The organism is Nocardia sp. NPDC020380 (assembly GCF_044386975.1).
GTDB lineage: Bacteria > Actinomycetota > Actinomycetes > Mycobacteriales > Mycobacteriaceae > Nocardia.
This window is the reverse complement of record NZ_JBIRVQ010000001.1, coordinates 102,755-128,452: the sequence shown is the minus strand read 5'-3', so window position 1 is coordinate 128,452 and position 25,698 is coordinate 102,755. Positions and strand designations below refer to the sequence as shown.

Annotated in this window: 17 protein-coding genes; 8 read left to right on the top strand and 9 right to left on the bottom strand. The window is 68.7% G+C overall.

The features are described 5' to 3' along the window. Positions 1-14 precede the first annotated feature (14 nt). The 3 genes from ACH438_RS00555 to ACH438_RS00545 all read right to left on the bottom strand — a co-directional run bounded on the left by ACH438_RS00555 (position 15) and on the right by ACH438_RS00545 (position 3,331). Positions 15-1,232: a CaiB/BaiF CoA transferase family protein gene (locus ACH438_RS00555; RefSeq protein ID WP_396999584.1), complete on the bottom strand. Its 1,218-nt coding sequence runs from the start codon at positions 1,230-1,232 to the stop codon at positions 15-17. A 255-nt stretch (positions 1,233-1,487) separates the two neighbouring features. After that, positions 1,488-2,444: a TauD/TfdA dioxygenase family protein gene (locus tag ACH438_RS00550; RefSeq protein ID WP_396999582.1), complete on the bottom strand. Its 957-nt coding sequence runs from the start codon at positions 2,442-2,444 to the stop codon at positions 1,488-1,490. Between the two features lie 116 nt (positions 2,445-2,560). Beyond that, on the bottom strand, positions 2,561-3,331 hold the full coding sequence (locus tag ACH438_RS00545) for a deoxyribonuclease IV (RefSeq protein ID WP_396999580.1): 771 nt from the start codon (positions 3,329-3,331) through the stop codon (positions 2,561-2,563). A gap of 182 nt (positions 3,332-3,513) precedes the next feature. Between ACH438_RS00545 and ACH438_RS00540 the strand changes: the two genes are divergently transcribed. The 4 genes from ACH438_RS00540 to ACH438_RS00525 all read left to right on the top strand — a co-directional run bounded on the left by ACH438_RS00540 (position 3,514) and on the right by ACH438_RS00525 (position 11,075). Further along, the gene (locus ACH438_RS00540) at positions 3,514-5,832 is read left to right on the top strand and encodes a protein kinase (RefSeq protein ID WP_396999578.1); all 2,319 of its coding nucleotides are present in this window, start codon (positions 3,514-3,516) and stop codon (positions 5,830-5,832) included. A 197-nt stretch (positions 5,833-6,029) separates the two neighbouring features. Then, positions 6,030-7,715: a serine/threonine-protein kinase gene (locus ACH438_RS00535; protein WP_396999576.1), complete on the top strand. Its 1,686-nt coding sequence runs from the start codon at positions 6,030-6,032 to the stop codon at positions 7,713-7,715. A gap of 61 nt (positions 7,716-7,776) precedes the next feature. Next, complete coding sequence (locus tag ACH438_RS00530) at positions 7,777-8,550, top strand: ABC transporter ATP-binding protein (RefSeq protein ID WP_396999575.1); 774 nt, start codon at positions 7,777-7,779, stop codon at positions 8,548-8,550. After that, on the top strand, positions 8,550-11,075 hold the full coding sequence (locus ACH438_RS00525; RefSeq protein WP_396999573.1) for an ABC transporter permease: 2,526 nt from the start codon (positions 8,550-8,552) through the stop codon (positions 11,073-11,075). The genes ACH438_RS00530 and ACH438_RS00525 overlap by 1 nt, the downstream gene beginning before the upstream one ends. 60 nt (positions 11,076-11,135) lie before the next feature. Here the strand turns inward: ACH438_RS00525 and ACH438_RS00520 are convergent, their stop codons facing one another. From ACH438_RS00520 to ACH438_RS00500, 5 genes are all read right to left on the bottom strand, one after another. After that, a complete protein-coding gene (locus ACH438_RS00520) occupies positions 11,136-12,479 on the bottom strand; it encodes a protein kinase (protein ID WP_396999571.1) in 1,344 nt (447 codons plus the stop codon). Positions 12,480-12,665: 186 nt separating this feature from the next. Further along, complete coding sequence (locus ACH438_RS00515) at positions 12,666-13,850, bottom strand: VWA domain-containing protein (protein ID WP_396999569.1); 1,185 nt, start codon at positions 13,848-13,850, stop codon at positions 12,666-12,668. After that, positions 13,847-16,147, bottom strand: a complete 2,301-nt coding sequence (locus ACH438_RS00510; protein WP_396999567.1) for a DUF5682 family protein — start codon at positions 16,145-16,147, stop codon at positions 13,847-13,849. Before ACH438_RS00510 ends, ACH438_RS00515 begins: the two co-directional genes overlap by 4 nt. Continuing rightward, positions 16,144-17,244, bottom strand: coding sequence for an AAA family ATPase (locus ACH438_RS00505; RefSeq protein WP_396999565.1), 1,101 nt, complete (start codon positions 17,242-17,244; stop codon positions 16,144-16,146). The genes ACH438_RS00510 and ACH438_RS00505 overlap by 4 nt, the downstream gene beginning before the upstream one ends. Then, positions 17,241-20,603: a DUF5691 domain-containing protein gene (locus tag ACH438_RS00500; protein WP_396999563.1), complete on the bottom strand. Its 3,363-nt coding sequence runs from the start codon at positions 20,601-20,603 to the stop codon at positions 17,241-17,243. The genes ACH438_RS00505 and ACH438_RS00500 overlap by 4 nt, the downstream gene beginning before the upstream one ends. A 362-nt stretch (positions 20,604-20,965) precedes the next feature. On the opposite strand from ACH438_RS00500, the gene ACH438_RS00495 reads away from it, so the two are divergent. The 4 genes from ACH438_RS00495 (at position 20,966) to ACH438_RS00480 (ending at position 24,131) form a co-directional block, all read left to right on the top strand. Next, on the top strand, positions 20,966-21,271 hold the full coding sequence (locus ACH438_RS00495) for a SelT/SelW/SelH family protein (RefSeq protein ID WP_396999561.1): 306 nt from the start codon (positions 20,966-20,968) through the stop codon (positions 21,269-21,271). A gap of 98 nt (positions 21,272-21,369) precedes the next feature. After that, a complete protein-coding gene (locus tag ACH438_RS00490; RefSeq protein WP_397000696.1) occupies positions 21,370-22,908 on the top strand; it encodes a carboxylesterase/lipase family protein in 1,539 nt (512 codons plus the stop codon). Between the two features lie 325 nt (positions 22,909-23,233). Next, the gene (locus ACH438_RS00485) at positions 23,234-23,731 is read left to right on the top strand and encodes a hypothetical protein (protein WP_396999559.1); all 498 of its coding nucleotides are present in this window, start codon (positions 23,234-23,236) and stop codon (positions 23,729-23,731) included. Between the two features lie 91 nt (positions 23,732-23,822). After that, the gene (locus ACH438_RS00480) at positions 23,823-24,131 is read left to right on the top strand and encodes a DUF3467 domain-containing protein (RefSeq protein WP_396999557.1); all 309 of its coding nucleotides are present in this window, start codon (positions 23,823-23,825) and stop codon (positions 24,129-24,131) included. 126 nt (positions 24,132-24,257) lie between these two features. Here the strand turns inward: ACH438_RS00480 and ACH438_RS00475 are convergent, their stop codons facing one another. Then, the gene (locus tag ACH438_RS00475) at positions 24,258-25,580 is read right to left on the bottom strand and encodes a cytochrome P450 (RefSeq protein WP_396999555.1); all 1,323 of its coding nucleotides are present in this window, start codon (positions 25,578-25,580) and stop codon (positions 24,258-24,260) included. Between the last annotated feature and the right edge of the window lie 118 nt (positions 25,581-25,698).

Sequence of the window (25,698 nt, the reverse complement as noted above, 5' to 3'; positions counted from 1 at the left end):
ATGTGCGTCGGCCATCACTTCACCTCCAGCGCAGCGATATCGGACTCGGACATGCCGAGCAGGCCCGACAGCACCTCGTGGGTGTGCTCGCCCAGGTCCGGGCCGACATTGCGGATGTTCAGGGACTGGCCGCCGATGACCGGGACGATGCCGGGGAAGCCGACCTCCTTGGGTTCCGGCTCGCCCACGTCCACGCGGAAGGTCTGAATCATATTGCGTGCCTTGTACTGTTCGTCCGCGACGATATCGGCGGCGGTGTAGATGGGGCCGCAGGGGATGGCGGCCGCTTCCAGGATTTGCAGGGCCTCGTCGCGGGTGTGCGCGCGGGTCCATTCGGCGATGGCGGCATCGAGGCGTTCGCGGCGCAGCCAGCGGCCCGCATTGTCCTGGAGTTCCGGATCGGCCGCGAGGTCCGGGCGCTCGATGACCTGCATGTACCGCTGGAAGATGGCATCGCCGTTGCCGCCGATGATGATCGAGTAGCCGTCGCTGGTCGGGTACGCATTGCTCGGGGCGATGCCCTCCATACGCCCGCCGACCCGTTCCCGATTGATGCCGTAGGCCAGGTAGTCGGGTACCAGCGACTCCATCACGGAGAGAATGGATTCGTTCAGCGCCACGTCGATGATGCGCTGGTCCAATGGGACTCGGCCGTCGCGGCGCTCGCGCTGGAACAAGGCCATGACGGTGCCGAAGGCGGCGTAGATGCCGGCGATCGAATCGCCGATGGACACGCCTACCCGCACCGGCGGCCGATCCGGGTCGCCCACGAGTTCCCGCAGCCCGCCGACCGCCTCGGCCACCGCCGCGAATCCGGGCCGCTGCGAGAGCGGTCCGGTCTGCCCGTAGGCCGAGATGCGGGTGATCACCAGATCGGGATTGATCCCGTTCAGCACCTCGGGCCCGAGCCCCCACTTCTCCAGCATGCCGGGCCGGAAGTTCTCCAGCAGCACATCGCAGTGCCGCAGCAGATCCAGCACGATCTGCCGCCCGGCCTCGGTGCGCAGGTCCAGGGTGATCGACTTCTTGTTCCGGTTCACGGTCCGGTACAGCATCGAGGTATCACCGCCGTACAACCGCCAATTCCGCAGCTCGTCACCGGTTTTCGGACGCTCGACCTTGATCACCTCGGCGCCGAAATCCCCGAGTATCCGCCCCGCGGTCGGCGCCGCGACGTAATTACCCAGTTCCAGTACCCGCACACCGTCGAGCGGCCGAATCGCTGTGTTCAATCTGCCCTCCGCTTCGCTACGGGCGGGTTCGCGGCGCTGGAAGTCTCGATCTTCCCTCTCTCCGCTCCTCCGCTGCGCTCCCCCGCTCCGTTCAGTCCAGATCGAGACGCGCCGCGAACCACCATAGTGCGGTGGCGAAGGGCAATTGCACGAGTAGAGCCGGTGCGACGAGCGAGAGTGGCGGCGGGCCGTCGCACCGGCCGGGCCGCCGGGGCGTGACGCACGCAAGGACGTCGCGCCGCGGCGGGGTTCGGATCAGGCCGCCTGCGGGGTGACCTGCTCGATGATCGAGTAGTGCTCGGCATTGCCCTGGATGATGGTGCTGGCGTCACCGTGCACGCCGACCGGGACATCGCCGGCCAGGGTGATGCGGGTGAGGCGGCGCGGCTGGCCGTCGTAGTCGTCGACGGCGTAGTGCTGGGTGGCGCGGTTGTCCCAGATCGCGACATCGCCGAGTTGCCAGTTCCAGCGGGTGGTGTGCTCCAGGCGGGTGACTCGCGCCTGCAGCAGCTGGAACAGCGACTGCGACTCGGCGGGGGTGAGCCCGGTGAAACCCTTCACGAAATGGCCGAGCAGCAGGGCGCGTTCGCCGGTGACGGGGTGCACGCGCACCACCGGGTGCTCGGTCTCGTAGTAGGTGGACTGGAACTCCTCGCGATACGCCTTGATATTGGCGTTCAGCGCGGCATCGCGGGTGCGCTCGGTCTCGGTGCGGTCGGCCGCGTAGTCGTAGGAGTTGGTGTGGCGCGCACGCAGGTTCTCCACCAGCACCTTCAGCGGGGCGGGCAGTGCCTCGTAGGCGGCCACGGTGGAGGCCCAGGTGGTGGAGCCGCCGTAGGACGGCAGGTGCACCGCGCGCAGGATGGACGCCTTCGGAATGCGGTCCACGAAGGTCACATCCGTGTGCCAGCTGTTGGCGCGGCCGTACTCCGAATCGATGGGCAGCGTCTTGACGCCCTTCGAGGTGACGGTCGGGTGCGGGGTGGTCGGGGTGCCCAGCAGCTGCGCGAACTCGTACTGGGCATCCTCGGTCAGATGCTCCTGGCCACGGAAGAAGATGACCTTGTGCTCGTGCAGCGCATCCTGAATGGCCTGCACGGTGACCGAATCCAGGTCGCCGCCGAGACGGACGCCGTCGATTCGAGCGCCGATCTTGCTGCCGAGCTTGACGGCCGTGACGGTGGAGTTGGCGGATGCGTATTCGACGGACATACAAAACCTTTCGCTCGCCCCGTGCGGGTGCCGCTGCGCGCCCCTTCGGGTCCTATCGAGCACACCACTGCAGGCAGGCTGCAAAACAGGTTCAGGATCAGTCCGATCGAAAAGTGCTATCCCACATGCTCCCGTAGGTACTTGAGATCATCGGCTACACCCTCGGCGGGCGTCTCCAGGATGACCGGCGCATCAGCGGTCCGGCACACCTCGGCCAGCAGCTCCGGATCGATGGTGCCGTCGGCGAAATTGGCGTGCCGGTCGGCCCCGGAATCGAAGGCGTCCCGCGAGGAGTTCAGATGCACCAGATCGATGCGGCCGGTGATGGCCTTGATCCGCTCCACGATGCCGACCAGTTCCTCACCGCCCGCCCAGGCGTGGCAGGTGTCCAGGCAGAACCCGGCCCCGAACTCGCCGACCGCGTCCCAGAGCCGCCCGATATCGTCGAAATACCGTGCCATGGCGTGACTTCCGCCCGCGGTGTTCTCGATCAGGATCGGCACCGGGAAACCGCCCTTCTCCGCCTGCCGCTCGAACAGCTTGCGCCAGTTGACGAATCCCTCCACCATCTCGGCATCCGAGCGCACATGCCCGCCGTGCACCACCAGGCCGAACGCGCCCAGCTCCGCCGCGGCCTTCGCCTGCTGGGCCACCGCATTGCGGGACGGCATGCGCAGGCGGTTGTTCACCGACGCCACATTGATCTGATACGACGAATGCACCACCACATCGATGGGGCTGGCCTTGATCTCCGCCGCGCGCGGATGCGGTGCGGGCTTGTCCCACCCCTGCGGATCCACCACGAACAGCTGAATGACATCGGCGCCGAGCCGCTCGCCGAAGCCGATCGGGTCGCTGTCCAAACGGACATGGGCACCTACTTTCATGGCCACAGCCTATCGCCGACCCCCGACAGGTAAGCCCCGTAAGCAAACGTTCAGTGTTGCGCAAGCGCGGCCTGCGTAGATAGATCCATAGCGGGATACGTAGGAGAATTCGAGCTCGGACCCGGATCGTGGCCTGCTGCTATGGTTTCGGTGTTTTTCGAGGTGGGAAGTGGGAGCTGGTCATGCTGTCCGAGGGTGACGTCTTCGCCGGCTATGTCATCGAGCGGCAGCTCGGCCGCGGTGGCATGGGCTCGGTGTACCTGGCCAAACATCCACGCTTGCCGCGGTTGACGGCGCTCAAGCTGCTGAACCGGGAAATGGTCTTCGACAAGGAGGTCCGCGCCCGCTTCGAACGCGAGGCCGACCTGGTCGCGCAGCTGGATCACCACAACATCGTCACCGTCTACGACCGCGGGCTCGAGGACGGGCAGCTGTGGATCTCGATGCAGTACATCGACGGTATCGACGCCGCCAGCGTGAGCCCGCAGGCGCTGCCGCCGGAACGCGCCGTGCAGATCGTGGCCGAGACCGGCGAGGCGCTGGACTACGCGCACCGCAACGAGGTGCTGCACCGCGACGTCAAGCCCGCCAACATCCTGCTGGCCCGCTCCACCGGCGGTAAGGGCGAACGCGTCTATCTCACCGACTTCGGCATCGCCCGGCTGCGCGACGACAGCGGTCACCTCACCCAGACCGGCACCTTCACCGCCACCCTGGCCTACGCCTCGCCGGAACAGCTGACCGGTGCCGCCCTGGACGGCCGTTCCGACCAGTACTCGCTGGCCTGCACCCTGTTCTGGCTGTTCACCGGCGCGGGCCCGTTCCAGGCCACCAACCCCGCCGCCGTCATCCAGGGCCACCTGCAGCAGCCCCCGCCGCCGCTGAGCAGCGCGCGCCCCGGCCTGCCCCCGGCCATCGACATGGTGCTCGCCAAGGCCATGGCCAAGCGCCCCGAGGAGCGCTTCGCCACCTGCAGCGATTTCGCGGCCGCCGCCAAACAGGCCCTCACCGCCCCGAGCGCCCCCGCCCTGCCCTTGGTCGGCCGCCCGCCCACGACCCCGCCTACGCCGACCTACGGCCAGCCCTACACCGCCGGCCCCAACCCGACCGCCGGACCGTACACCGCCGGCCCGAATCCGACTGCCGGGCAGTACGTTGCGGGCCAGAACCCTGCGGCCGGGCAGTACTCGGCAGGCCAGAACGTGGCCGGAGGCCAGTACGCCGCGGGTCGGAACCCTGCTGCGGCGCAATACCCCGGCGGGCCGAATCCGACTGGGGGACAGTATGTCGCGGGCCAGAATCCCGCGGCCGGGCAGTACTCGGCGGGCCCGAATGCGGCAGGCGGGCAATACGCAGCCGGTCAGAACCCGGCTGCCGGACAGGTTTCCGGGGCGGGACAGTATCCGGCAGGAGCGAATCCGACTGCGGGACAATATGTTGCCGGTCAGAACCCTGCGGCGGGACAGAGTGCGGCGGGAGGGCGGCACGCCGCCGCGGATCCGACCCCGGCCGCGGGCCAGTACCCGCCGGGGGTGAATCCGGCTGCGGGGCAGTACACCCCCGGCCAGGCCCCCGTGGCCGGGCAGTATTCGTCGGGTCAGAATGTCGTCGGCGGGCAATATACCGCCGGTCAGCATCCAGCTGCCGGACAGGTTTCCGCCGGTGGGCAGTACGCTGCCGGATCCAATCCTGCTGCCGGGCAGTATGTTCCGGGGCAGAGTGGCGTGCAACCGTACAGTGCCGCCGCCAATCCGCAGGCGCGGCCGTACAGCGCGCCGGCGAGTCAGGCCGCGCCGTCGAATCAGTACGCGCAGCCCGCCTACAACTACGGCGGGGCGGGTGGGCGGCCGCCGGTGCCGCCGAAGAAGTCCAGGACCGGGCTGATCATCGGGATCATCGTCGCCGTGGTGGTGCTGGTGGTCGTGGCCGCCGTGGTGGTGGTCGCGGTGGGCGGGAGCAGCAGTAACTCGTCCAGCGGTACCTCCAGCACGACCAAGCCGGCGTCGACCACGGTTCCGGCGTCCGCGCCGCAGACCCCGACCACGGCGGTCGACTGGTCCTCGGTCAGCAAGTCCTTCCCGAATCTGGTCCCGCAGACCAAGGACGGCGACAAGGGCTACAACAGTGCCAGCTGCTGGCTGGTCGACCCGACCTCGCCGCCCGCCAAGACCGACGGTGAACCCGATTTCGGTGGCTGGACGGTGCAGTGGCGCTGCTTCGGCGGCAACAGCAACAGCGATCCCTTCTACCGCCTCTACGCCTATCCCTCGACGGCGAAACTGCAGTCGGTGGTGAGCGCCCTGCAGCCCACCACGAAGTCGCAGGACACCAATGGCGGCAAGACGTACACCAACTACCAGCTGACCGATCAGAACCGCCCCCGCATGGTGACCGTCTTCACCGGCGACGCCAGCCGCTCGCAATACCTGATGTACACCGACGGCGTGGTCGGCAGCATCGACGACGTCCTCAAATGGTGGCGTGCGGCCCCTCTGAACTGAGGAACTGGTCGATTCGCTCGTACTGGCATACATTTGCGGCGGCCCAACTCCCGAGGTTCGCGGCCCGTCTCGTTCTGGACTGAGCGGAGCGGGGGAGCGAAGCGGAGGAGCGGAGGGAAGGAAGAACGAGACCTCCTGGGCCGCGAACCCGCCCGGAGCGAAGCGGAGGGCAAATTGAACACAGAAGGGTTGGCTGCTTGCTGCGCGCCGGAGAGGTTTTCGCTGGTTATGAGATAGAGCGCGAACTCGGGCGCGGCGGGATGGGTTCCGTTTATCTCGCCCGCCATCCGCGGTTGCCGCGGCTCATCGCGCTCAAGCTGTTGAATCGGGATCTGTTCGGGGACATCGAGGTTCGCCGGCGGTTCGAGCGGGAGGCCGATGTGGTGGCCCGGCTCGAGCACCCGAACATCGTGCCCGTGTACGACCGGGGCATCGACGAGGACCAGCTGTGGATCGCCATGCGCTACATCGACGGCGTGGACGCGTCCGTGCTGGAGCCGTCGAATCTGCCGCCGCAGCACGCCATCCGGATCATCGGCGAGACCGCGCGGGCGCTGGATTTCGCGCATCGGCGCGGCGTGCTGCACCGGGATGTGAAGCCCGCGAACATCCTGCTGGAGCGGATGGACGGCGAGGAACGGGTGTTCCTGGCCGACTTCGGCATTGCGCGACTACGCGATGATCAGACCAAGCTCACCCAGACCGGGTCGTTCACCGCGACGCTGACCTATGCGTCGCCGGAGCAGCTCTCGGGCCAGCCACTGGATCCCAAGACTGACCAGTATTCGCTGGCCTGCACCCTGTTCCGCCTGCTCACCGGCACCGTGCCGTTCGCCGCCGAACATCCGGTGGGCATCATCCACGGCCACCTCAGCACGCCGCCACCCGCGGTCAGCGCGCTGCGCCCCGGCCTGCCGCCGGCCCTGGACCCGGTACTGGCGCGCGCCCTCGCCAAGCATCCCGACGACCGCTTCGCCAACTGCCTGGACTTCGCCACCGCCGCGCAACAGGCCTTGACGAATCCGGCGGCCGCCACCGCCGTCATGAGCCCCCGCCCGATCTCCGACCCGCGCCTGCAGCAGATGGCGCCAGGGGTATCCCGTTCCACGCCAACCCAGTTCGCGCAGCCGACCGCGCCCTTCCCGCCCGCGGGCCCGCCCACCCGCACCCGCCGCCGGCCTGTCCCGCCGCCGCGCCGCAAGCCCTCGAAACTGCGCGGCTGCCTGATGAGCCTGGCGATCATCCTGGCCGTCATGGTGATCGGCATCGGCGCGCTGATCGTGTACCTGGAACGCAACCAGAACTCGAATTCCGCGGCGCCCACCCCGCCGGTCGCCCCGGCCACCACGACGGAGGAAGCGGACACCACCACCGCCCCGCCCACGACCACCACCGCCGTGCCCGATCACCTCGGCGGCTACGCCCAGCGCCTCAGCCAGCGCTTCCCGGCCATGCTGCCGCTGGCCGATCCGGACAAGGACGTGAACACCGGAACCGGTTACCAGGGCGCGAACTGCACCACCTACGGCAAGAGCACGCCCCCGCCGACCACCGGCGCCGACGATCCCGACCTCGGCGACTGGACGCTGCTGTGGCAGTGCGCCGGCGGCGGCAATCGCGCCGCCTACCGTTTCGTGCTCTACGACTCGCCGGCCGACGTGCAGGCCGCCATCGCCGCGCTGCCCGCGAACACCAAGTCCTCGGTCACCGAGAACGGGCACGACTACACCAACTACGTGCTGCAGGGCAGTCAGCTGTTCCGGCCGCGCATGGTGACCGAGTTCGACGACGGCACGAATGTGCGCTATCTCATGTACAGCGCCGGCTTCATCGCCACCGACGACGATCTCGTCAACTGGTGGAAGGGCGCCCCAGTGAATTGAGGGCACCGGTCCGGGTATATCCGGATGGCGCGGCCTGCATGTTCTCGACACACTGGACACCATGACTTCGAACGTCTCGGAATCCGTCGTCCAGGAACAGGACGCCGGCGGCGTCGCCGCCCGCGCCACCGATCTGGTGAAGACCTACGGATCCGGCGATACGCAGGTCCGCGCACTGGCCGGGGTGACGGCCCAGTTCGCGAAGGGGGAGTTCACCGCGATCATGGGCCCGTCCGGCTCCGGCAAGTCCACCCTCATGCACTGCCTCGCCGGCCTCGACTCCGCCTCCGGCGGCAGCGTCCACATAGGTGATACCGATCTCACCCGGCTCTCCGACAAGGAGATGACCCAGCTGCGACGCGACCGCATCGGCTTCGTCTTCCAGGCGTTCAACCTGGTGCCGACGCTCACCGCGCTGGAGAACATCACGCTGCCGCTGGACATCGCGGGCCGCAAGCACGACGAGGAGTGGCTGTCCACGGTGGTGAAGCGGCTCGGCCTGGGGGACCGGCTGACCCACCGCCCCAGCGAACTCTCCGGCGGCCAGCAGCAGCGCGTGGCCTGCGCCCGTGCGCTGGCGGGCAAGCCGGACATCATCTTCGGCGACGAGCCGACCGGCAACCTGGATTCGCACTCCTCCGGTGAGGTGCTGTCCATCCTGCGCGCGGCCGTCAGCGAATTCGGGCAGACGGTGGTGATCGTGACGCACGATCCGCGCGCCGCCTCCTACGCCGACCGCGTGGTGTTCCTCGCCGACGGGTCCGTGGTCGACGAATTGCGCAACCCTACGGCCGATTCCGTGCTCGACAAGATGAAATCGCTGGAGACCATCTGATGGCCGCAAGCCCCATGCGCAAGGTCGCCTTGCGTAATCTTGCCGCGCACAAAGTGCGGTTGTTCCTGACAGTGCTGTCGGTGGTGCTCGGGACCGCCTTCATCTCCGGCTCGTTCATCTTCACCGACACCCTGCAGAACACCTTCAACGGCATCTTCGCCGATCAGGCCAAGGGCGTCGACGTCCGCGTCTCACCCAAAGAGATCCAGTCCCTGGGCATTCCGCAGGACGTGGTGAACAAGATCGTCGCCACGCCCGGCGTGCGGACCGCCGCACCGGCCGTCAACGGGCCCGTGGTGCTGCTGAAGGATGGGCACGCGGTCCAGACCGGCGGCGCGCCCACCATCGGCCAGTCCTATCTGCCGCCGGACAAGGCGGTCGCCCAGCCCGACAAGTTCCTGCTGGGCGGGCCACCCACCCAACCGGGTGAGATCGCCATCAACAAGGGCGGCGCGGACCGCGCCGGACTGCACGTCGGCGACAAGACCACCGTGCTGGTGCCGTCCAAGGGCAATATCGACGTCACCGTCAGCGGCATCTACGACATCTCCTCCAACACCGGCGGATTCATCGCACTCGAATTCGACGACACGCAGGCCCGCCAGCTGTTCACCGACGGCCAGCATGTCGCCTACGTCGACATCGCCGCGAAACCCGGTGTGCAGGCCGATGATCTGCGCGACACCCTGAAGAAGGCCCTACCCGACTACAAGGTGCAGGACGGCGATCAGGTCCGCGCGGACATGAAGGCGCAGCTCGGCAATGCACTGAAGTTCATCAACTACTTCCTGCTCGCGTTCGGATCCATTGCGCTGCTGGTGGGTACGTTCATCATCTACAACACCTTCTCCATGCTGGTGGCGCAGCGGCTGCGGGAACTCGCGCTGCTGCGTGCCATCGGCGCCAGCCGCGGGCAGATATCCCGCTCCGTGGTGGGCGAATCGCTGATCGTCGGATTGATCGGCAGCGCACTGGGTCTCGCGGCCGGCGTGGGCCTGGCCTTCGGATTGTCCGGGGTGCTCAATGCGTTCAAGCTGGGCCTGCCGACCGGCACCATGCAGCTGGAACCGCGCACCGTACTGGTGGCGCTGGGCGTCGGCGTGGTGGTGACGGTGGCGAGCGCCTACGCGCCGGCCCGGCGGGCGTCCCGGGTGCCGCCCGTGGAGGCCATGCGCGAGGAATTCGCCTCGGCCGGAGAGTCCTTGCGGTTGCGCACGATGATCGGCGCGGCGCTCGCGGTGGCGGGTGTGGCGCTGGTGGTGGTCGGTGCACGCGGCACCGGCGGCGGGGCCGCGACCGTGGTCGGAATCGGCGCTGCGGCACTGATCTTCGCGGTACTGCTCGCCTCGCCGGCGCTGTCCCGGCCGGTGCTGACCGGGCTCGGATTCCTGGTGCGGCCGTTCGGGCCGATCGGGCGGATGGCCAAGAACAATGCGATCCGCAATCCGCGGCGCACCGCCGCCACCGCCTTCGCGCTCACCCTCGGCCTCATGCTGGTGACCGCCATCGGCATGCTGGGGTCCTCGGCCAAGGCCAGCATCAGCGATCTGGTGGACAAGGGCGTCACCGCCGATTACATCCTGGCCGGGCCGCCCGGCCAGCTCATCGGTGTCCCGCTGGCCGCGACACCGGCGGTACAGCAGGTGCCCGGCGTGCAGGATGTAGTGGCGTTCCACGGCATCGCGTTGAAGGTCGGCGACAAGCAGGTGACCGGCACCGTGCCCGAGGGGCCGATGAAGGACGTGCTCAACTACGACGTCCGGCACGGCACCGATCAGCTCGGCGACAACGACATCATGGTGTCGGAAACCTATGCCGCCGACCATAATTGGAAGGTCGGGCAGCAGGTCGACGTGACCAGCCTGGACTTCAAGAAGTATCAGGTCACCGTCGCGGGCGTGTACAAGGACACCCAGCTGCTCGGTTCGCTGGTCGCGCCGATGGCCTTGTACGAGAAGACCGTTCCGCCCAGCTACCAGAGCAGTTTCCTGGTGCTGCTGAAGGCGAAGCCGGGCGCGAACCTGACCACCATGCGCAGTGACCTGGTCAAGGCCACCGAGAAGTACGTCATCGTGCAGGTGGAGGATCGCAACGACTTCAAGGGCGCGCAGGGCAAGCAGATCGACACCCTGCTGGCCATCCTCTACGGGCTGCTGGCGCTGGCGGTGGTGATCGCCATCCTCGGCATCGTCAACACCCTGGCGCTGTCGGTGGTGGAGCGGCGGCGCGAGATCGGCATGCTGCGCGCGGTCGGTATGCAACGACCACAGGTGCGGCGCAGTATCTATCTGGAATCCATGCTCATCGCGGTATTCGGCGCGTTGGTGGGTGTGCTGCTCGGTATCGGGCTGGGCGAGGGATTCCTGCGCACGCTCAAGGATCTCGGGATCGCCACCATCGCCGTGCCGTGGGGGCAGATCGTGATCATGGTGCTGGCGTCCGGCGTCGTGGGCGTGCTCGCGGCATTGTGGCCGGCGGTGCGGGCGGCGCGTACACCGCCGCTGGCGGCCATCGCTGATCTGTAGGAGCCCCGAGAAGGGGCCCCGCCGGAAAGGCGGGGCCCCTTCTGTTTTCGGAGCGTGTTGTCAGAGCGTGATGCGGAAGGGCTTGTCGCCCAATACGTTGTCGTGGTTCAGGTAGCTGTCGAACGACAGCGTCACCACGCTGGGCGCGGGCTGTCCGTCGGCCTTGGACTTGCCGGCCTTGACGATCACGGCCACCACGATGATCAGCACGATCAGCACCGCGACGATGCCGAAGACGATCCAGCCGACCGGCGCCCCCGACTTGCGCTGCGGCACCGGGTAACCCGGCGGCGTGGCGCGGGGCGGATAGTTCGGCGCCTGATACGACGGCATCTGATTCGCCGACGACATCTGATTGGTGGACGGCATCTGATTCGTATAGGCGGGCCCGTAACCCGGCCGCTGGGTGGGCGCCACCTGCGGCCGCGGCGTCACCGGGGTGGGCTGGCGCATCGGCTGCTGCTGGATCACCGGCTGCGGATGCACCGGAGTGGGCGGGCGCGGCGCCACCACCGGCTGCTGCGCCACGATCGGTTGCGGGCGTACCGGAGTCGGCGGGCGCGGCGGGACCTGCGGAGCCGACAGCGCGCGTTCCACCGCCGCGGCGAATTCGACGCAGGAGCGGTAGCGATCCGCCGGCCGCTTGGCCAGCGCACGGGCCAGCACACCGTCCAAGGCGCGCGGCAGGCCCTGCCGCAGCGGGCTGACCGGGGGCGGCGGCTGCTGCAGATGACCGCGGATCACCGCGGCCGGGCTGGTGCCCTCGAATGGGACCGCGCCCGTCAGCAATTGGAACAGCGTGCAGGCCAGCGAGTACTGGTCGGAGCGGCCGTCCAGGGTGGCGCCGGTGAGCTGTTCGGGGGAGGCGTAGGCGAGGGTCGCGGTGACCGTGCCGGTCTGGGTGAGGTGACCGGTGTCGTCGCGCAGCCGGGCGATGCCGAAGTCGGTGAGATAGACGCGCTCGCCGCCGGTCTTGCTGGACCGGGCCAGCAGGATATTGGCGGGCTTCACATCGCGGTGCAGGACATTGCGGCCGTGCGCGTAATCGAGGGCCTTGGCGGTCTCACCGATGATCTGCGCGGCCCGCTGCGGCGGCAGCGCGGTGGCGGGCACCGCCGAGGCGTTCACGCCGTCGATGTACTGCATGGAGATCCACAGCTGCTCGTCCTCGGTGCCGCGGTCGTACACCGTGACGATGTTCGGATGATCCAGCTGCGCGACCAGATCCGCCTCCCGGATGAACCGGGCGCGAATCTCGTCGTCGGAGAACATCTCCTGATTCAGCAGCTTCAGTGCCGTCATTCGAGGCAGCCTTGGGTGCTTGGCCAGGTAGACCGAGCCCATACCGCCACGACCTAGCTCACGTTCGATGACGTAACCAGCAAAAACATCACCAGAGCGCAAAACCGAGCCCCCGTTCTGTGTTAAATCTGCCCTCCGCTTCGCTTCGGGCCGGGTTCGCGGCGCTGGAGGTCTCGTTCTTCCCTCCCTCCGCTCCTCCGCTGCGCTCCCCCGCTCCACTCAGTCCAGAACGAGACGCGCCGCGAACCAGCAGAGTGGTAGCACCAGGGCCACATTCTGCCAGCTTTGTCAGGTGCGGCCAGCGTTCGCGTGAGCCCAGGCTTGGACGTCTCCCTTGTCGAGCGCGACGGCGAGCAGGTCTGGGAAGCGGTCGGGGGTGCAGGCGAAGGCGGGGACGCCGAGCGCCGTGAGCGCGGCGGCATTGTCGCGATCGTAGGCCGGGGCGCCGTCGTCGGAGAGTGCGAGCAGCACCACCACTTGGACGCCCGCCTCTTTCATCGCGCGCACGCGGCGCAGCATTTCGGCGCGCACGCCGCCTTCGTAGAGGTCCGAGATGAGGACGAAGAGGGTGTCGGCCGGGCGGGTGATGAGCGACTGCGAATAGGCGATGGCGCGATTGATATCGGTGCCGCCGCCCAACTGGGTGCCGAACAGCACGTCCACCGGATCGGACAGCTGCTCGGTGAGATCGACCACGGCGGTGTCGAATACGACCAGGGAGGTCTTCAGCGAGCGCATGGTGGCCAGCACCGCGCCGAAGACCGAGGCGTAAACCACGCTGGACGCCATGGATCCGGACTGGTCGATGGTGAGCACGACATCGCGGCGCACGGCCTGCGCCTTGCGGCCATAACCGACCAGTCGCTCCGGCACTACGGTGCGATGCTCGGGCAGATAGTTCGCCAGATTCTTGCGAATGGTCCGGTCCCAGTCGATGTCTCGCAGTTTCGGCCGCGAGACCCGCGCCGCCCGATTCAGCGCCCCGCCCACCGCCGCCACGGTCTGCGCCGCGATCCGCCGCTCGATCTCCCGCACCACCTTCTCCACCACCGTGCGCGCGGTGGCCTTGGTGGTCTCCGGCATCACCCGGTTCAGGCTCAGCAGCGTCCCCACCAGATGCACATCGGGTTCGACGGCCTCCAGCAGTTCCGGCTCCAGCAGCAGTTCGGTGAGATTCAGCCGCTCCACCGCATCCCGCTGCATCACCTCGACCACCGTGGACGGGAAGTAGTTCCGGATATCCCCGAGCCACCGCGCCACCGACGGCGCGGACCCGCCCAGCCCACCCGACCGCCGGCCGCTGTTGCCGCCCCGCCCCTCCGAGTCGTACAACGCCCCCAGCGCCCGATCCATCGCGATATCGTCCGCCGCCCCCAGCCCGCCGCCGTGCGCTCCCTCGGCCGGCGCCCCCAGCACCAACCGCCAACGCCGCGACCGACTCTCGTCGCTCTCGCTCGTGCCGTCGTCGTTCATGCTGTCACTCCCAGTATTTCGAGCGCGGCGGACAATGCGAGCTCGCCACGCGCGGTGTCGTATCCGGTGGTCGCCGCACCGGTGGCCGCGGGCGTGGCGCCGTGGCGGACGGATTGCGCGATGGCCTGGCGTTCGCCGGTGTCGAAGGCGCCGAAGGTGCGGCGCAACAGCGGCAGGATGGCGACGAACTGGTCTTCCGCCAGGCCGGAGAGCCAGGAATCGATGAGGCCCAGCAGGTTTCGGTCGTGGACCAGTAGCAGGCCGCGGCCGCCCAGGAAACCGTCGATCCAGCCCGCCTTGTCGGAGGCGGTGCGGCCGACCGACAAGGCGGCCGACAGTCGGCGCGCCGACTCCTCCGCATCGATGAGCTCGGCGTCGCACAGCAGGCGGACCGCCCGGCCGACCAGACCGCCGTGCACATCGTCACGGTCGGCGAGCGTGTGCAGGGCGGCCAGCCAGGTGGTGGTCGCCCACTCGTTGTCGCGGGCCGAAAGGGCCAGGTGCACAGCGTCCATCAGGGCGCGCAACTGGTTGGCGGAGTCGGCGTCCAGGCCGGTGACCGCGCTCGGGAGGCCCGCGCAGCTGCGCACCAGGAGACCGTCGGACACCCGGGTGAGGGCGGCGGTGTCGGTGCCGCGCACATCGCCGTAGCGCAGGGTGCGCAACAGGCCGGGTAGCGCCGACAGCAGGTGGGTGACGTCGTGGTCCAGGGCCGCAACGGATTCCAGGCGCGCGATGAGGCCGTCGGTCGCGCCGCCCAGATCGGCGAGCAGCGCCGACTCCAGGGCCGCGGACACGATGCTCACGGTGGCATCCGGATTCGCCACGGTGTCCAGGACTTTCGCCTCCGCCGCGGTCTGCAGGGTGGTGCCCCAGCGGGACGCCTCCACCACGGCGATGGCCAGTTCCGGGCGCCATTGCAGCGACCAGGTCTCGCGGAAGGTGCCGGTATTGCGCACCTGACTGTCGGTGAGCCGGCCCCAGCCGATACCGAGCAGCCGGAGCCGGTGCAGCAGGCGGGATCTCGCCATGCCGCCGTCGGTGCGCAGGTCCAGGTCCACGGTGCGTTCGAGGGCCTGCTGCTTCAGGCGCAGCGTCTTGATCTGCGCGCGCAGGTCCGCCTCCAGCGGGACCGTCGGCGTGCCGTCCGGCACCGTGCCCATGGCCTCCCCGACCACGAGCTCGGTGCTGACCAGCCGCAACATGGTCTCGTCACCGTCGCAGAGCACGGCCCGGGTGGCCTCGGTGACCTCCGACAGCCCGGCCAGCGGCCGGCCGCGCAGCACCGCGAGCGTGTCGGCCAGCCGTACGGCTTCGATGATGTGCGCGCTGGATACGGGCAGATCGTGGGTGCGCAGGGTGCCCGCCACCTTGGTGAGCCAGCGCGCGATCGGCTGCTCGGTTTCGGTGAACAGGTGGTGGTACCAGCCGGGCGAGGTGATGCCCGCGCCGTAGCCGGACGAGCTGGCCAGCCGGGAATGCGTCCACGGCACCCACGTGAGTGTGGCCTTCCCCTTCGGCAGGCCCTTCAGGATGCGGGCATCCGCGACGGCCGGGCCGAGCTTGCCCTCCAGCGCGGGCGCATGCCAGGCGCCGCACACCACGGCGAGCCGTTGTGCGCCTTCCTTCAACACCTTTCGCATGACCTGCCGCATATGCGCCTCGCGCCGCAGTGTGTGCGAGTCGACCACGATCCGCAGCCGCGCCAACTCCGGCTCCGAATCCTCCTGCGGCTCTGTCCCGGATTCCGATGCCGGCTCGGACTGGTGTTCGGCCTCCTCGCGGAGCGCGGTCATGGCCTCGTTCACCGCGGTGAAAATATCGGCGTCCGAAGTGGATTCGACAATGGCGTCCCACCAGCGCTCGGCATCGTCGTAACCGCCCGCGGCGGCCAGGATGCCCAGCGGATCGGTGCCGTCGCCCGGCTCGTTCTCCATGGCCAGGGTGGTGGCGGCGGGCAGATCGCAGAAGCCCACGCGCACATCGTTTTCCACCGCGTAGGAGAGTGCCTGCCACTCCGGCGAGAACACCGCGAACGGCCACATGGCCGCGTGCGAGGGCCGATCCGGCTGATAACCCAGCACCGCCACCGGCGGCTGCATGCCCTCGGCCGCCAGGTAGCCGATCAGCGGATCGGCATCCGCCGGTCCCTCGATGAGAATCGCGTCGGGCGAGAACTTTTCGAGCGCCAGGCGCAGTGAACGCGCCGAGCCGGGCCCGTGATGGCGGATGCCGAAGACCCGGGTCTCCGCCCCCACGACCGCACTCGCCTCCCGCGCCGCGGTCGGCACGGTCATCGGTGCACCTCACGGCAGGCGCGGTAGAAGTCGGCCCAGTCCGGGCGCTGCCGCACCACGGCCTCCAGGTATTCGGTCCACACCACCTGATCGGCCACCGGATCCTTGACGACCGCGCCCAGCACCGCGCCCGCGATATCCGGTGCGCGCAGCACGCCGTCGCCGAAATGCGCGGCCAGGGCGAGGCCATTGGTGATGACCGAAATGGCCTCGGCGGTGGAGAGCGTGCCGGAGGGCGACTTCAGCTTGGTGCGGCCGTCCTCGGTCATGCCCGACCGCAGTTCGCGGAACACCCGCACCACGCGGCGCACCTCCTCGGCGGCGGCCGGGACGGCGGGCAGTTCCAGTGCGGCGCCGAGCTGTTCGACGCGGCGGGTCACGATGGCGACCTCTTCGTCCTCGCCCGCCGGCAGCGGCAGCACCACGGTATTGAAGCGGCGGCGCAGCGCGGAGGAGAGTTCGTTGACGCCGCGGTCGCGGTCATTGGCGGTGGCGATCAGGTTGAAGCCCTTGACGGCCTGCACCTCGGAGCCGAGTTCCGGTACGGGCAGCGTCTTCTCGGACAGCACGGTGATCAGCGCGTCCTGCACATCCGACGGGATGCGGGTCAGTTCCTCCAGGCGGGCGATGGAGCCGCGCCGCATGGCGGTCATGATCGGCGACGCCACCAGGGCGGCCTCGCTCGGGCCCTCGGCCAGCAGGCGGGCGTAGTTCCAGCCGTAGCGGATGGCTTCCTCGGCGGTGCCCGAGGTGCCCTGCACCAGCAGAGTCGACTGGCCGGAGATGGCGGCCGCGAGGTGCTCGGACACCCACGTCTTGGCGGTGCCCGGCACACCGATGAGCAGCAGCGCGCGGTCGGTGGCGAGGGTGGCGACCGCGACCTCCATGAGGCGGCGCGGGCCCACGTACTTGGGGGTGATCACGGTGCCGTCCGGCAGGGCGCCGCCCAGCAGGTAGGTGACCACGGCCCACGGGGACAGCCGCCAGGACGGCGGGCGCGGGCGGTCGTCGGCGGCCGCGAGCGCGGCGAGTTCCTCGGCGAAGGCCTGTTCGGCGTGCGGGCGCAGCAGCGCGTCCTGCTCCTGAACGGTGGTCATTGCAGCTCCTCGAGCATCGTCTTGCGTTCGATAAGGTCATGGGCGAGCTGGTCGAAAGCCTGCTCCCAGTAGGGATCTCCGCATTTGCGGGCGATATTCGTGACGGTTCCGGCCACGCTCACCGGGAAGTGCGCGGACGCGGCGCGGAACAGGGTCCGGTACGAGCCGGGCACCAGGCTCGGCGCGCCGGGGCGGTCGGCGCACAGTTCGGCCCGCTCCAGCAGCAGTCGTAAAACGTGTTCGGCCATGGGAATCGGCCACGGCCGCGGCAGGGCGCGCAGCAGCGATTCGATCTCGGCGAGCCAGCTGGAGTCCAGGCGTTGCAGATGCCGGATCTGATCGTCCAGGGGCTGCATGGCGAAGAGCTCGCGCAGCTTCTCGCTGTCCGCCTCGCCCGCCTGCTGTGCGGCGTAGGCGTCGAACAGCGCCCGCGCCCACTCCGGATTCCGTTGTGCCAGCGCGGCATCCGACCAACCGGCGAACATGGGCCCGCGCACGCCCTCCGCCATGGCGGCCTGCACCGCCTTGTCCGCCGGGCCCAGCACCCGCTCCCAATGCGCCAGCGGCGTCGCGGCGGCCACCCGATGCAGCCATTCCCCCGACAGGTCCGGGGCGCCGTCGGCCCGATAAGCGGTGTACCCGAACGAATCTCCCACCCCGTCGCGCCGCGCGGCATCGTCGAGGACGCCCGGCCCGGTGGTGGTCAGCTCCAGCCGCGTCAACCGCCGCCCGAAGCTCACCCACGCTCCCGCCCGCTCGGCCATCCGCCCCGCGAAGGCCGAATCCGGCAGTCGCCCCAGCAGATCCGCGGCCGTCCGCCGCACCTCGGCCCGCCGATCGTCCAGCGCCGACTCCAGCAACGCCTCGTCCTCGAGCGAAAGCCCCGCCGCCAGCACCCCCAGCAGTTCGGCCTTCCCCGCCCCCGCCTCACTGCTCCACGAACTGCTCAACGCGAGCCGCGCCGCCCCCGGATTCCGCCGCCGCAACTGCGCCAGCCACATCCGCCGCTCGCCGGCTCGCCCGTGCGACCACACCGACTGATCCTCCACGGCGGCCCGCACCAGCGTCCGCCACCCCGGATGCTGCCCCGCAAGCCACCGCCCCCGGGCCCCCGCCAGCCGCAACAACGCCTCCCGATGCCCCGCCAGCGCCTTGGCCCGCTCCAGCAGAACACTCACCAGCCCATCCGGCGCCCGGAAATCCCGTCCCCCCGCCGCACCGAACCACTCATCCAAGAACGGCGAATTATCCGCCAGCAACGTCCCCAACCGCCCCGCCGCCGCGACGGGCAGCAACAACCGCCCATCATCCTCGGCCACCGCCACCAGCTCCGCCGTCCCGGCGAACATCCCGCCGCGAGTGAAACAGTCCTGCAACGCAACGGTTTCGAGCAGAACCGCCGCGGCATCCCGCCGATCTGCCCGCGCACCGTATCCCGGCTCGGCGGAATCGGCCGGTACCCGGTGATCACCGGGTACCGGCCGCAGCCCCTGCTCGAAGCCGGCTGCCTGTTCAGCCGCCTTGAGATCGGGCGCGCCCGGAACACCGTCGGGGCCGCTCGCACGGCCATCGGTCTCCACCGTTGCGCCGTCAGGCCCCGCCGCTGCGTGGTTCGGCGCGGCCGCGATGCGATCGGTCTCCACCGTTGCGCCGTCAGGCCCCGCCGCTGTGCGATTGGGCGCGGCCGCGATGTGATCGTGTTCGGCCGCTGCGCCGTTGGGTCGCGGCGAATTGTGGCGGGGCCCCGCCGCTGTGTTGTCGAGTCGTGCGGCCGCTACAGCGACCGGCGCGGGCAGTCCCGAGTAGTCGGGCGCACGCCGGCCGGTACCGATCAGGGCGGCCGAAACCAACTCGGCGCCGATGCCGGGCGGTCCGGCTGTCGCGGCAGGCAGACGGCCTGTAATGCCTTCCGCCGCAGTGATGTTCACGACGGCACCGTTTGCGAACGCCGCGACGGGCAGCAGTCCGTCCGCGCCCCACTCGCCGATCACGGTGACGGGATGCCCGCCCGAGAGTCCCAGCAGTCGCCAGGGTTCTCCGTCCGCCGCGCTGACCGGCAGGGCGGAACCATCGGATTCGACTACAAACCAACCACTTTCGGTCCGTACCGGCACCACGTCGGGCAGCAGCACCGGCCATGCTCGGCGGAACGGATCGGCCCCCATGGCAATCGCGTACTCGCGCAATGCGGCCTCGATACCGCTCGGCCGCTCAGGCTTGCTCCTCGGATCGACTTCGGCCGGGCCGGCATCGTCGAGTCGGATCCTGCTGGGGCTGGAGCCGGTCGTGCCGGTGCCGGACTCGAATCTCTCTGCGCTCGTGTGGTTGCGAACGGTGTCCGCGAGTGAGCGTCGGGGGATGGTGGTGAAAGGGTCCGGGAGGGTGTGGCGGGTGCCCCAGATGGCCCGCAGTGGAGAGGACGCCGGGTAGTAGTGGAGGTCGGCTTCGAGTTGGAAGCCCGCCGGTGGGGTGTCCATGGCGAAGGTGGGGCTGCCGTAGTGGTGGTCCACCAGGAGGGCCCAGCGGTGGGTGGTGCGGCCGTGGAGGTAGGTGCGGCGGGTGTAGAGGCTGTCTTCGGTGGTGATGCGGATGGCGAGGACTTGCCAGGTGTCGCGGAGCGCGGGTTCGGTGCGGACCGATTCGACCGGGGTCTGGTAGCCGAGGTGGGCGCGGACCGTGGATTGCAGGGCGGGGGAGAGGGAGTCGAGGCGGCGGTGGGCCGTGGCGAGCAGGTGCAGGCGGGCGTATTCGCGCAGCAGTAGCTGAGGCCAGTCGGAATGGTAGGCGACGCGCGACAATTGGCGCAGGGTGCCGGCCACGCCGGGCGCCTGCGCGTCGACCATGCGGGCGGCGACGGATTCGAAGGCGGTCAGCGAGCGGTCCGCCTGGGCGAGACCGGTGCGGATCTGATCGGTGAGCCAGGTGTCGAGATCGGCGAGTCCGGCGGCGACCCGCGCCCGGCGCTGATCGGCCGTCGCGCTCGCGGTCCGGCGCGGCGACTCCGGCTCGGGTGCGGCCTTTTTCGCGGCCCGGGTGACGCGCCCGTCCAGCCAGTCGGCGGCGAAGTCGGCGATCGCGTCCGCGGGCCCGATTTCACCGCTGGACCAGCACAGCAGGAGCGACAGCGCATGCTTGCACGGGAACTTGCGGCTCGGGCAGGAGCATTTGTACGCCGGGCCGGAGAGATCCACGATGGTTTGATACGGGCGGCTCCCACTGCCCTGGCACAGCCCCCACAGCGCCGTCTCGTGCTGCCCGCTCCCGCTCCACTTGCCGCGGAGTTTGCGTGCGGCGCTGAGCGCGGAGGCATCGGGTGCGAGGGCCGCGATCTGCTCGGCGGTCCAGGCGGTGATGGTCATCGGTTCCCCCTTCCTCGTTTCTCCTGAAGTTGTATCGGAGAGCACCGACAAGCGCGACCTGCTGCGATAGCGGGAAATTCACTGTGCCGTTATGTGAAACACGATCAATCGATGTGAAAAGGCTTATGCAACAAGGCGAATTTGACGAACCGGAAGGTTTCTCCAGCGCTACCGTTGACTCGGCACCACAGTCTCGGCCCCGACATCGCTCGATCGAAGGAGCTCGACCGTGAATTTTCTGAACATGCTGAACGCAATGAGCATTGGTTCGTCCGTCGTCTCCGATGCCTTCGGAGCGGTGGCGGGCGTGCTCGGTCTACTCACCTACTTCCAGTAGCAGCTCTCCGCGATAAGGTGCCGGCATGGCCCGCGTCGCGATCGAATACTGCACCCAGTGCCGTTGGCTGCTCCGGGCGAGCTGGATGGCCCAGGAGTTGCTGTCCACCTTCGCCACCGACCTTACGGAAGTGGCGCTGGTGCCCGGCGAGGGCGGCGTCTTCCGTATCACGGTCGGCGGCGAGCAGATCTGGGAACGCAAGGCGGACGGCGGTTTTCCCGAAATCGCCGTCCTGAAGCAACGGGTGCGCGACCGGGTGGCCCCCGGTCGCTCGCTCGGCCACGCCGACAAGCGGGACGGCGCGCCCGCCGGACCCGATACTGACCCGTAACGGCGCGCTGATCACGATCACAGTGCCGGAACCGATGAACTCGGTACTCTCGATTTACGGAGTACGAGGAGGTCGGCGTGAGCACTCGAGTCTTCGACATGTTGTCGGATCAGGACAGCGGGCCCGTCGCCCGGACGGAATACGGCGAGGTCCGCGGCCGTATCGAGGGCGCGGTCAGCGTCTGGAAGGGCATTCCCTACGGCGCGAGCACCGGCGGCCCGAACCGCTATCGGCGCCCCCGCCCGGCCACCCCCTGGGACGGCGTCCGCGACTGCCTGACCTTCGGTGATATCGCGCCGCAGAGCGCGGGCTTCGTACCCGTCGACTCCGGTCTGGTCATGGGCGAGGACTGCCTCTGGGTGAACGTCTGGGCCCCCACCGCCTCCGCCGACGAACCCCGCCCGGTCATGGTGTGGATCCACGGCGGCGCGTTCTGCCTCGGCACCGCCGCCCAGGCCATCTATGACGGCCGCCGGCTGGCCGAGACCGGCGACGTGATCGTGGTCGCGGTCAACTACCGGCTCGGTGCGCTCGGCTTCCTGGACCTGTCCGCGCTCGGCGCCGAATTCACCCCGAACCTCGGCCTGCACGATCAGATCGCCGCCCTGCACTGGGTGCGCGACAATATCGCCAACTTCGGCGGCGACCCGGACCAGGTCACCCTCTTCGGGGAGTCCTCCGGCGCCGGTTGCGTGACCGCACTGCTCACCTCGCCGCTGTCGGCGGGCCTGTTCCAGCAGGCCATCGCCCAATCCCCGCCCGCCACCACGGTTTTCGGCCCGGAACGCGCCGCGGGCGTGGCCAAGCGGTTCCTCGATCTGCTGGAACTGCCCCCGGAACGCGCGGCCGATCTGCTGGACATGCCGATCGAACGCATCGTGTCCGCGGCCGGCGTACTGCTCGACGAGGTACCCACCCGGGAGCCCGGCCGGCTGGCCGCCGCGCCCGTGGTGGACGGCGACCTGCTGCCCGCCTACCCGAGTGAGCGCTTCCAGCAGGGCCGTTCGCATCGCATGCCGCTCATCATCGGCACCAACAAGGACGAGGCGTCCCTGTTCCGGCTGTTCCGCTCGCCGATCATGCCGGTCACCCCGGACGCCGTGAACGCCATGCTGCGCGGCGTGGCGGCCGAACACCCCGGCCTGTCGCCCGAGCGGATCGCCGAAATCGCCTCCGCCTACGAGGTGAGCACACCGCGCGGCGCCCTCACCATGTCCACGGACGCCGCCTTCCGCATGCCCTCGCACTGGGTGGCGGACGCCCATTCCGCGCACTCGCCGACCTGGGTCTACCGCTTCGACCACGCCACCCCGATGCTCAAGGCCGCCCGGGTCGGCGCCGGCCACGCCACCGAATTGCCTTATGTCTTCGGCAATTTCGGCTCCTTCGACTACGACCCCAGCTTCTGGCTGGGCGGACGCAAAGCGGCACAGGACGTTTCGGGCCGCACGATGCGCCGCTGGCTGGCCTTCGCCCGCTACGGCGTGCCCGCCGCCATCGACGGCTCCAAGCACTGGCCGCCCTACTCCGCCACCGACCGCAAGACTCTTGTCATCGACAATGTCGACCGCGTGGAGGTGGATCCGGACCACGATCGCAACTCCGTCTGGGGAGATCAAATCGTCGGATTCTACTGAGCCACACCGATCGACGGAGGAAAATTTCCGGTCGATCCGGTCGGAATTGTGTCCGGCAGTTTCCCGGCGGTCCTGTGCCCGGGGGTTCGCTATGGGATTCCGGCTCTCGCGTCAGCGGCTGGTGTGGCGGCGATCCGCGCTGCCGTGAGTGTGCCGGACGGCAGCCGGAAAGAAATCCGCATTTCAAGATCTATGTCGCCATCCGAATTATTTCGCTGATGTTTCGCATACGTTGCTATCGGTCGCGCGTCGAGAGCAGGATTGACACCGTCCACTCCACCGATGCAGGGGATGTGAAATATTCAGCGAGAAAAGGGAATTCGAGATGGCACAAGAGAGCAACGAAACCACACGTGAGCAGGCTCCCACCTCGCGGGACATCGACGCGCTGCAGATGCAGATGAACGAAGCGCGCCAGGAATCACAGAGTGCGCGTCAGTTCGCCCAGCAGGCACAGAATCTCGCGCGCCAGGCCCAGCAGCAGTCTCGCCAGGTCCAGCATCAGGCGAATCTGGCGCAGAGCGAAGCCAATCAGGCCAACCAGCAGGCGCAACAGGCCCGCCAGCAGGCGCTGCAGGCGCAGAACCAGGCGCAGCAGGCGCAGAACGACGCCGACCGGGCGCAGAACCAGGCACAACAGGCCCAGACCGAGGCCAATTCCTCACAGCAGCGCGCACAGTCGGCGCAGGATCAGGCCGATCAGGCCGGTCAGCTGGCCCAGCAGGCCGAGGATCAGGCGACCCGTACCCAGGATCGCGTCGGTCAGTGGGAGCTGCAGCTGAACCAGCTCCGGCAGCAGACCCGGCATCTCCAGAACCGGTAGTCGACCGTAACGGTAGCGAAAGGGTCACTGGCGGTGACCCTTTCGGCCCGCGGCCACGGGAATGGCCGATGAGCGAAGCGACAATGTGCCGATGAGCGAAGAGCCGCCGCCTCCGGTGAATGTCGAAGTGATCGTTCCCGAGGCGATGAACACAGGCGTATATGCCAACGGATTCACCTGCTGGTACAACCGGACGGATTTCACCATCGATTTCGTCGTCTACCTGCCGACCGAACAATCGGCCGACGCGGGCGGGAAATCCGTGGTGCGTCAACCCGTGCAAGTCGTATCGCGGGTCAAGTTTCCGCCGTCCATGATCTTCCGGCTCATGCAGACCCTCAACGACAGCATGAGCAATTACGAGCAGCAATTCGGCTCGATCGTCCACCTGGGCGAATAGGAAAGCGAACAATGTTCATATCCAGCGCTGTCACAATGCCCGCCGGGACCCCCGCCGACTGGATCGTGGTGACCGACCCGGCCGTGCGCTATCGGCCGGTATCGATCAAGGGCCGCCGCTATACCGTCACACCAACGGCTCCGACAACCGATCGGTCCTGGCGTGCGCGCGGTCACCGAGATGCACCGGCATCGTGGCGTAACCGTGCAGAGTGAACAGACTGCGGCGCTGCGGTTCTCCCGCGAGGCGCAGATCCGGGAACTCGTCGAACAGTGAGCGCAGGGCGTAGGTGCCCTCCATGCGGGCCAGGGCCGCGCCGAGGCAGACGTGGATGCCGCTCGAGAAACTCGAGTGGTCCTTGGCATTCGGGCGGGTGATGTCGAATCGGTTCGGGTCCTCGAAGACCTTCGGGTCGCGGTTCGCGCCGGCCAGCGACATCAGGACGACGGTGCCCTTGCGCATGCGCCGGCCATCGAGTTCGGTGTCGCGCAAGGCCATTCGCGCGGTGGTCTGCACCGGCGAGTCGAAGCGGAGCACCTCCTCGACGGCCTGCGGCCACAGGTCTGGGTCGGCGCGCAGCAGGTCCAGCTGTTCCGGATGGGACAGCAGCTGCACCACGCCGTTGCCGATGAGATTGACCGTGGTCTCGAATCCCGCGCCCATCAACAGGACCGCGGTGGCCTTCAGCTCCTGATCGTTCATCTCGCCCGCCGACACCAGGGCGCTGAGGATGTCCTCGCCGGGTTCGCGGCGCAGCTCGTCGATGTGCCGATCGGCGTAGCCGTCCATGGCCTGCATGGACCGCACCGCCTCCCGCCACACCCGCCAGCTGATGCCGATGTCCAGCATCGGGCTGATGGCGTCACCCCAGGCCAGGAACTCGTCCCGGGTCTCGTACGGGAAGCCGAGCATTTCGGAGATGATGGCGATCGGCACCTGCGCCGCGAAATCCTCGACCAGATCGATGGATCCGCCCGACGGCATCCCGTCCAGTAGTTCGGTGGTCACCGATTCCACCCGATCCCGCAGCCGCCCGATGGCGCGCGGCGTGAAGGCCGCCGACACCGACTTGCGCAGCCGCGTGTGCTCCGGCGGATCGCTCACCAGCATGGACGGCTTCTCCACCGGATTGGCCGGCAACGGCGCGGCCTCGAAGACCCGGCGCACCGGACTGCGCTCGGCGAAACCACTGATCCCGTACGAACCCCAGGTGGTATCGCGGAGCACGGCCCGGGTCAGCTCGTAATCGGCGGTCGCCCAGCCGAGCGGACTGCGGAACAACCGTCCCCGCCCGCGCAGGTCCTCTATATGCGGGTACGGGTTCTGCAGGCCGGCGGAGCTGCCGATGAGCGCCGCGAACGGGTCGCCGCGGCGGGCTTGGAGTCGCAGGACGTATCGGGGCGCGCCCTGTTCGGCAAGCCATCGCAACCAGTATCGCGGGCTCATCATCGCTGACTCCCTCGTCGTCGGATACCTCCACGGTACGGAAAGTCATTGGGGTAAAAAACATCCCGTGGCGGGAAACAGGGCTCCTACCTGGGTAGGTGCCCGGAACGGCTCAGCGGGT